This is a genomic window from Endozoicomonas sp. ONNA2 (assembly GCF_024606365.1).
Lineage (GTDB): Bacteria > Pseudomonadota > Gammaproteobacteria > Pseudomonadales > Endozoicomonadaceae > Endozoicomonas.
Map to the genome: position 1 here is coordinate 1 of NZ_JAHHPO010000773.1, position 7,231 is coordinate 7,231.

General features: G+C 50.9%; 6 protein-coding genes. 4 read left to right on the forward strand and 2 right to left on the reverse strand.

Annotation, left to right across the window (positions count from 1 at the left end; all coding sequences use genetic code 11):
* The first annotated feature begins 228 nt into the window (after positions 1–228).
* A complete protein-coding gene (locus tag KDK14_RS13755; protein ID WP_257265742.1) occupies positions 229–1,893 on the forward strand; it encodes a hypothetical protein in 1,665 nt (554 codons plus the stop codon).
* Positions 1,894–1,901: 8 nt separating this feature from the next.
* On the opposite strand, the gene KDK14_RS13760 is transcribed toward KDK14_RS13755, so the two are convergent.
* Positions 1,902–2,444: a 2Fe-2S iron-sulfur cluster-binding protein gene (locus KDK14_RS13760; RefSeq protein WP_257265743.1), complete on the reverse strand. Its 543-nt coding sequence runs from the start codon at positions 2,442–2,444 to the stop codon at positions 1,902–1,904.
* 221 nt (positions 2,445–2,665) lie between these two features.
* Here KDK14_RS13760 and KDK14_RS13765 point away from each other — a divergent pair, with 221 nt between their 5' ends.
* Positions 2,666–4,186, forward strand: coding sequence for a fumarate hydratase (locus KDK14_RS13765; protein ID WP_257265744.1), 1,521 nt, complete (start codon positions 2,666–2,668; stop codon positions 4,184–4,186).
* A gap of 76 nt (positions 4,187–4,262) precedes the next feature.
* Here the strand turns inward: KDK14_RS13765 and KDK14_RS13770 are convergent, their stop codons facing one another.
* On the reverse strand, positions 4,263–4,898 hold the full coding sequence (locus tag KDK14_RS13770; protein ID WP_257265745.1) for a TetR family transcriptional regulator: 636 nt from the start codon (positions 4,896–4,898) through the stop codon (positions 4,263–4,265).
* 149 nt (positions 4,899–5,047) lie between these two features.
* Here KDK14_RS13770 and KDK14_RS13775 point away from each other — a divergent pair, with 149 nt between their 5' ends.
* A complete protein-coding gene (locus KDK14_RS13775; protein WP_257265746.1) occupies positions 5,048–6,415 on the forward strand; it encodes an MATE family efflux transporter in 1,368 nt (455 codons plus the stop codon).
* Between the two features lie 175 nt (positions 6,416–6,590).
* Positions 6,591–7,193 (forward strand): hypothetical protein, encoded by a 603-nt coding sequence (locus KDK14_RS13780; protein WP_257265747.1) that lies wholly within the window; start codon positions 6,591–6,593, stop codon positions 7,191–7,193.
* The last annotated feature ends 38 nt before the right edge of the window (positions 7,194–7,231 follow it).

Sequence of the window (7,231 nt, forward strand, 5' to 3'; positions counted from 1 at the left end):
CAACGCAGGAGCAGTTGCCGCGCAGGGCAGTCTATTCTCGGACAGCCTCCTGGCCAGAAATATTCGATTCCATATGGCCAGCTACTTAAACCTGTGTGATAAACCTATCCTGAGCTTATGGATGATTTTCTTTCATGGTCTATGCTCATACCACCTTATTGCAGAAGCCGTCTGCTCAGGTGTTTTCAGGCAAGTTCTCCTTATACGTGATTTAAAGGTGTAGTTCTCATGGAAAATCCGGATAAAGGTTTTGCTGGAAGGTCAGTGAATTCAGCCATAACTGCTCTATCTGCCGCCGTACTCATCGCGGTTTCCCCAAACATCTCCCATGCGATAAAGACAGAAACTTCCGATAACGATCATGTAAGCATTATTGTGCCTCCTTATGGTGAGCTGGCTGCTGGAGAGTACGGGGGAGAGCCCGGGGGAGAGTACGGGCAAAAAAGAATAGTGAATCGCAATCCGCACGACCTCAGTGTGTCCAGGGATTTTAAATTTTATAATCAGGTTGCATCCCTTGACCTTACCGATCCGGCGCAGGCAGAAACCTTTCTGCAATTCATGGATATCCGGTTGGCAGAGAAGAAACTCAATGAAGAGGTGGTACTGGTCAGTGACCCTGAGTCGAAAGCTGGACGACCGCAAGTGATGGTGCCGGCAGAGCTGCAAATAGCCTCAAAACCCGAGATGGAAAATGAGACGATTGTTGTACGTCAAATCCCTGCCAGAACAGACATGACTCAAGACTCAAAAACTCAGGCGCCTGCAAAACAGGAGGCAGCAAAAATTGCCAGGCCCACAAAGCTCCATACGCAGCGGACGCAACAAGGGGCACGTTACGGGAGTTTACTGAAGGGCAACAGCAAGTTCAGTGAAGCAAAGTCAGCATTGGATAAAGAAAAGGAACAGGCAAGGTTAGTCCGGGTGAGAGAGGCTCGTCTGGCGAGGGAGCAGGCCAGGAAGAAAGCTGACGAGCAGAGACTGGCACGGGAAGCGGAAGAGAAAGCCAGACTGGAAGAGCCAAGGCTGGCTGAGGAGAGGCGTAAGGCCAAGCGAAAAGCCAAAGCCGAAGAATTGAGACTGGCTGAAGAAAACCGGAAAGCAGAGAAAAAGTCCAGTGAAAGAGCATATGCTGAACAGAAAAGAAGAGAGAAGGCAGAAGCCTTGGCCAAAGATAAAAAGCATAAGGAAGAGCGGGAACGCATCCGCCAGCAGAAAGAGAAAGAACGTCTCCTTGTTGAAAAGAAAAAGCATGAAGCTCTCCTGGTGCAACAGAAAACAGAAGAAGAACCGCCCAAACAGTCTGCCATCCCTCTTCTGCCCGGCCGCCCTGTGGCATATCAGATTGCAGCAGAACAGGATCCTGGCATCATCAACTTTGACCAGGCCATTGCCCGCCGCTTCAAGGTGGCAGGCTCATATCTGGATAAAGGTGAGTATGGCAACAATATCGTCAAGGATTATCGTGGACGGGAGTTTACGAATGTAATGGCCTTTTGGGATGTGCTGGTGGAGCACCGGAGCAACGGTGAGAATTACTACTACGGTAGCATTCAGTTCCCCCTGGGCAGCCGTCATCCTGCCATCATTAAAAGTACGGTACCCGGTGATGAAATCATGCTGGGATGCAAGGCTGGTGAAATCGTGGTACTAAAGGGCTTCGAGACCGAAGGTATTGACTATACCCATGGGCTGGTGGATGCCTACCTTGCACACTCAGTAGTTATGCCGGATGGAACGATCGCCTATCAGGAGGTGATACGCCAGCCCTCCTTCAGCCTGGTTAATGTAGAAACCGACTGTATGCCCCACGATATATTCTCGAGGAATCATGTTGATCCGCAAAGGATGGGGCATGACAAAACCCTGACACCCTTGCCGGTCAGAGAGTAAGTGAATCCTTAGCCATTCTTGATCACCATCAGACGATCGCCTGCTCTTGCCTCGGAATGAATCCAGGTACTGAACGGGTTATCGCCTGCGGATCGAACAATAATGCATTCCAGAGTCTGTAAATCGCTGTCGCAACCAGAAATCGGATAAGTGGCTTCAAAGCCTTTGTTGGATACCAGGGTAATATGCTCGCCAACAGCAACGTCGAAGGGCAGGCGGGTGGACAGCTTGATGATGACTTCCGTTGCGCTGAGTGATTCCAGCCCGGTAAGAATACCGGGCACTTCATCCCGGGTAGGCAGTGCCAGGCTTAAATCTCCGGCTACCTTAGTCTGACAGGCGAGAATGTAGCCTTTTTTGATTTGCTCAGCGGTCAGAAAAGACTGTGCGTGGTCAGGTGCGCACCCTGCCGTGACTCGAAGCATGCAGGAGTGACAGACGCCGGCCCGGCAGGACCACGGTGCCCTGGCATGCTGGCGTAGTAATCCATCCAGAAGGTTCTCGTTCTCATCCATCAGGTAACTGTTGCCCTGAAACTGAATCTTCGGCACGGAACCCCCCCTGACCGTTGCTTTGAACAGTGAATCTGGTGAGCAAGTGTACAACCTGTGATCGATAATACCAATCGCCCAAAATAGAGTTCTGCTGCTTTTGAGAAAACTTTATCCTACCTGTGGTTAATCAATGTTATTAGCTTTTGGCGTTGGTATAATCCTTGCGCAATTATAAGTGGTTTACCAAATAAAATCGTAAAACAGGGGGTGAAAAACCAATGAATGTTGTGATTCGGGAAGACGATTTAATTCTGAGTGTCGCAGACGCACTGCAGTTTATTTCCTACTATCATCCCATTGATTTTATTGATGCGGTTTATCAGGCCTACCAGAAAGAGGAGTCCAGGGCAGCGAAAGATGCCATGGCCCAGATTCTGGTTAACTCCAGAATGTGCGCCATGGGCAAGCGCCCTATCTGCCAGGATACCGGTATCGTTACTGTCTTTGTCCGGGTGGGTATGAACGTACGTTTTGATACTGACCGCGCCATTGAAGACCTGATCAACGAAGGGGTTCGCCGGGCCTATACCCATCCGGACAACGTACTGCGTGCTTCGATCCTGGCCGATCCTGCCGGTGCCCGCAAAAATACCAGAGACAACACGCCGGCGGTTATCCACATGACCCTGGTACCCGGAGACACCGTTGAGGTGGAACTGGCGGCCAAAGGGGGGGGCTCTGAGAACAAATCCAAAATGGTCATGCTTAACCCATCGGACAGCATTGTTGAGTGGGTGAAAAAGACCGTACCGACCATGGGGGCTGGCTGGTGCCCTCCGGGCATGTTGGGTATCGGTATTGGCGGCACCGCTGAAAAAGCCATGCTGATGGCCAAAGAAGCCTTGATGGACCCCATCGACATCCATGAACTCCGTGCCCGTGGTCCCCGGAACCGGGTGGAAGAACTGCGTCTGGAGATTATGGATGAGGTGAATAAACTGGGTATCGGTGCCCAGGGCCTGGGGGGTCTGACCACCGTACTGGATATCAAGATCAGGGATTACCCGACCCACGCCGCTTCTCTGCCTGTGGCCATGATTCCCAACTGCGCGGCCACCCGCCATGCCCACTTTACCTTGAACGGCAACGGTCCGGTATACCAGAAAGCACCAAATGTTGCTGACTATCCGCAGGTCAGCCTCGACATGGGCGAGGGTGTACGCAAGGTCAATGTAGACAACCTGAGCCATGATGACATCAAGAGCTGGCAGCCGGGCGATACTGTGCTGCTGTCTGGCAAGATTCTGACCGGTCGGGATGCGGCCCATAAGCGCATGGTGGATATGATCGCCAAAGGAGAAGAGTTGCCGGTTGATCTGAAAGGGCGCTTTATCTATTACGTAGGCCCCGTTGACCCTGTGCGTGATGAAGCCGTTGGCCCGGCAGGCCCAACCACCTCAACCCGAATGGACAAATTTACCCGCACCATGCTGGAGAGCACCGGTCTTGCCGGTATGATCGGCAAGGCAGAGCGCGGCCCGGCAGCCATTGACGCGATCAGGGATAATGAGTCCGTTTACCTGATAGCCGTCGGTGGTGCCGCTTATCTGGTCTCCCGGGCGGTGAAAAAAGCAGAAGTACTGGCCTTTCCTGAACTGGGCATGGAGGCGATCTACGAATTTGAAGTGGAAGATATGCCGGTGACCGTAGCGGTAGACTCCCGCGGTGAATCGGTACATCAAACAGGCCCGCAGATCTGGAAAAAGAAAATAGAAGAGCAGGTGCTGGAGATTAAATAAACTGTCAGCATAAACGGTGTTCAGTCAACATTCTTCAGTCAACATTGTTCAGTCAACATTGTTCAGTCAACATTGTTCAGTCAATAAAGGCCGACAAAGTTCGGGTTTGATGTTCTGTCTCAAACCCGATTATGCCCAACGTCAGCCGGATATCATTGATTACCAACTCATCGATTGCCTGAAGATTGAGGCTGCTGTCCCCAAGGTAGGAATAATTCGACAGTGTGAAGCTGGTGGCCATTAACTTCCAGGCACATTGTCGACTATCCAGAGCCGGATCAAACAAACCCTGTTTTTGGCCCAGGGTAATCACATTTGCAATCAGGTCTGTCAGGCTGACCATGGATTCACAATAGACAGTTTTCAGCTGTTCATTGCGCCACATTTCATCGGCGGCACTGAGCCATACCCGGTTGTCAAACTCCCGGTCCGGGAAGTTTGATGGCAGCAACATCTGTAACAGGGCTTCGTAGGGTGGTAATCCCTTGATGGCCTTCAGGTCGGAGTCAACGGATGATGATATGGCATAACGGATTACCTCGGTTTTTAACTCATCCAGCGACGAAAAATGATGGTGTATGGTGCCCGTGGCGGCACCCATTTCGGCAGCAACCTTGCGGGCAGTTATACCGGCAAAGCCACAGGACACCACCAGGGTGAGGGTGGCCTCCAGAATAGCCTTGCGTTTTTCATCTTTTGGCAAATAACTCATAGACTGAATTTGTCCGATATAACTTCGGGTTGACATAGCATAAAAACAAATTGAACATGTGTCCAATTTGAACAATTGTTCATTTATCCAGTCAAAGGAATAAAGCATTGCGGGCAAATGTAATCTCCTGCCGCAATGAGGAAGCGTCTATGCCTGTTTACACTACTGATGAAACGATGACCACCGGCAGTACCACGGTGGATTTTTGCCGTTTTGTTGTGCCATCCGTACTGGGGCTGGTGGCGTTGTCTTCAGCGGGTATTGTTGATGGTATCTTTGTCGGTAATTACGTGGGGGCAACGGCCCTGGCAGCGGTTAATCTGGTGGTACCCCTGTATTCGGTGTTCTTTGGCCTCTGTGTCATGATGCTGGTCGGTGGCGCTGTGGTTGCCGGTAAAGCCCTGGGAGTGGGAGATACACGCAGGGCGTCCAATATTTTTACCAAATCCCTGACGGTGATTGTTATTTTTGCTCTCACTGTATCCAGCCTGGCTGGCTTTTTTGCCGGGGATATTGCGGCTTTTGTCGGAGCAGACGGTGAAGCACTGTCTTTGGCCACGGAATATATCCGTATAATCTCCCCTTTCATGCTCTTCATGGGGCTGGCTTATACCTTATCGTATTTTGCCCGGGTTGATGATGCGCCAAACTATGCGTTAGCCGGACTGGTGCTTACCGCCATAACGAACATTGTACTGGATGCGTTGTTTATCAAGGTGTGGGGCCAGGGTGTCAGTGGCGCAGCATTTGCCAGTGGTATCGCTTATACGGTGGGTACTGCGTTTCTTATGGTACGCTTTTTTGGCAAACAGGTCCGCATTCGGTTGATTAAACCCTATGGCTCCTGGTTTGAACTGTTCCGGGCCGCTTATAACGGTTTTTCCGAGTTCATCAACGAGATGTCCGGTGGACTGGTTATGTTTGTTATCAACTGGATTCTGATGATTGAAGCAGGCACAGCGGGTGTTGCCGCCTTTACCATTGTCAACTATATCCTGTGGTTTAGTATTATGGTGGCCTACGGCACTGCAGAAGCTCTGGGACCGCTTGTCAGCGTCAACTTCGGAGCCAGAAAGCCAGAGCGTATTGCCAGTTTTATGAGGCTGGCTGTGGGTCTTGCCATTATGGTCGGTATAACCTTTGCGACGGCTCTACTGCTTTATCCAGAGGCGCTGGCCAGTGTTTTTATCCAGAGTGACGAAGTCGCTACGCTGGCTTTGACCATGTCGATCATAGCCATGATCTGGCCGGCATTTCTGTTTAACGGTATCAATATTACCCTGTCCGGTTATTTTACCGGGATGCATGGGGCTACCCAGTCGGCCCTGATTGCCATCAGCCGCTCTCTGTTTCTGCCACTGGTGCTGATCATTCTGTTCTGGAAAACCTTTGGGCTTGAAGGCGCATTTCTTGCCCTTCCGGTAGCCGAAATACTGACATTTGCTCTTAGCGTTACCCTGTTTTACCGGGGAACACCGGAAATGATGGTGAGTAAAGATGTTGCCAGCAGCGAATAATGAAACAGGCCGGTCAGGCGCCTGTCGGACTTAATATTGACTCGTGGTTTGCTTCTGATAACCAATTTGCGAGATATGCGCTGCCGACGCAGCCTCCGGTGAGGCTGCCTGACTTAAAACTTCCAACCGTTGCTCCGATAACCTGACTATTATTACCGGGAAAAGGAAACGCTTGATGGACGACATCGGTGGCATGGGTGCTGGCATGGATGGCATCAACTGGCTAGCTGCTACTACCTTTATAGAAGATAGTTCAAGCACCTCTCGGGTGGCGTTCGGACGGCAAGTTAGTAAAGCTGAGCCGACCCCTGGCATTTATCTACTTATTCCCATATCAGGATGTGGTAACAAAAGTCTATCTGGTTACAAGATAACTGGAGTGGTTAACCAGCCAGGCAATACCGCGCCTTTACGGCAGCAGTGGTTTGGCTGGGCTACCCATCAATTTCAACGCAAAGGTTATGCCCCCTCTGTTGCCAAAAGCATGGCAGAAAAGGTGTTAACCCAGTGCGGCTCTGATTATCGTTCGGTGGAAATCATGGTAAACACCACGCCATTAGGCCCACAGCCTGCCTTTCGAGAACTGCGGCAGCAAAATTATCAATGGGCAATGGGACAATTCACCGCCAAAGGCTATCGCCCGGACCGGGCCCATCAAGCCATTGTTAATGCACTGAACAATGCTGGCTCAAACCTTACCGGGTTTCAGCAGTGGGTTTCTGACGCTCCTCATGCTCAACGTAACAAAAATGCCAATACGTTAGTAACTATTCTGTGAACCCAGCCAAACCAGCCCACCAAGCTGGTAAGGAATAC